Here is a 357-nt window from a genome sequence, read left to right on the forward strand (position 1 = left end):
TTGGCGGTGTTGGTGGGCTCAATACTGAACACTACAAGATCCAGAAGTTTCACGAACAAATTATTGAAGGTCAGCACTTGATCTTAGTGGATGTTAACACGAAGGATGAACAACGCATAAAGTGCATTATGGAAATAAGGCACCCCGAGGCGGTACTTCAAGGTTCTAGCTCGACTATTACTAATCCGTTTTCCAAGGATGATGCTGAACACATCAGCGCAAAGTCTTAGGGCTGCGCATTAAGGTGATAAAAGCTTAGATTATCGCCTTAATGCATTATTTGCAGTTCACAAAGTGTTCATGTCGAAATCTGTCAAAGCAAAAATTTCAAGGACTTCATAGGTATTCTTGTCGAGC

1 pseudogene is annotated in these 357 nt (G+C 41.5%); it reads left to right on the forward strand.

The window, feature by feature from the left end:
* Positions 1-230: pseudogene (locus A3756_RS27380) on the forward strand (hypothetical protein); the annotation flags it as partial.
* Positions 231-357 lie beyond the last annotated feature (127 nt).

It is taken from the genome of Oleiphilus sp. HI0086, assembly GCF_001635225.1.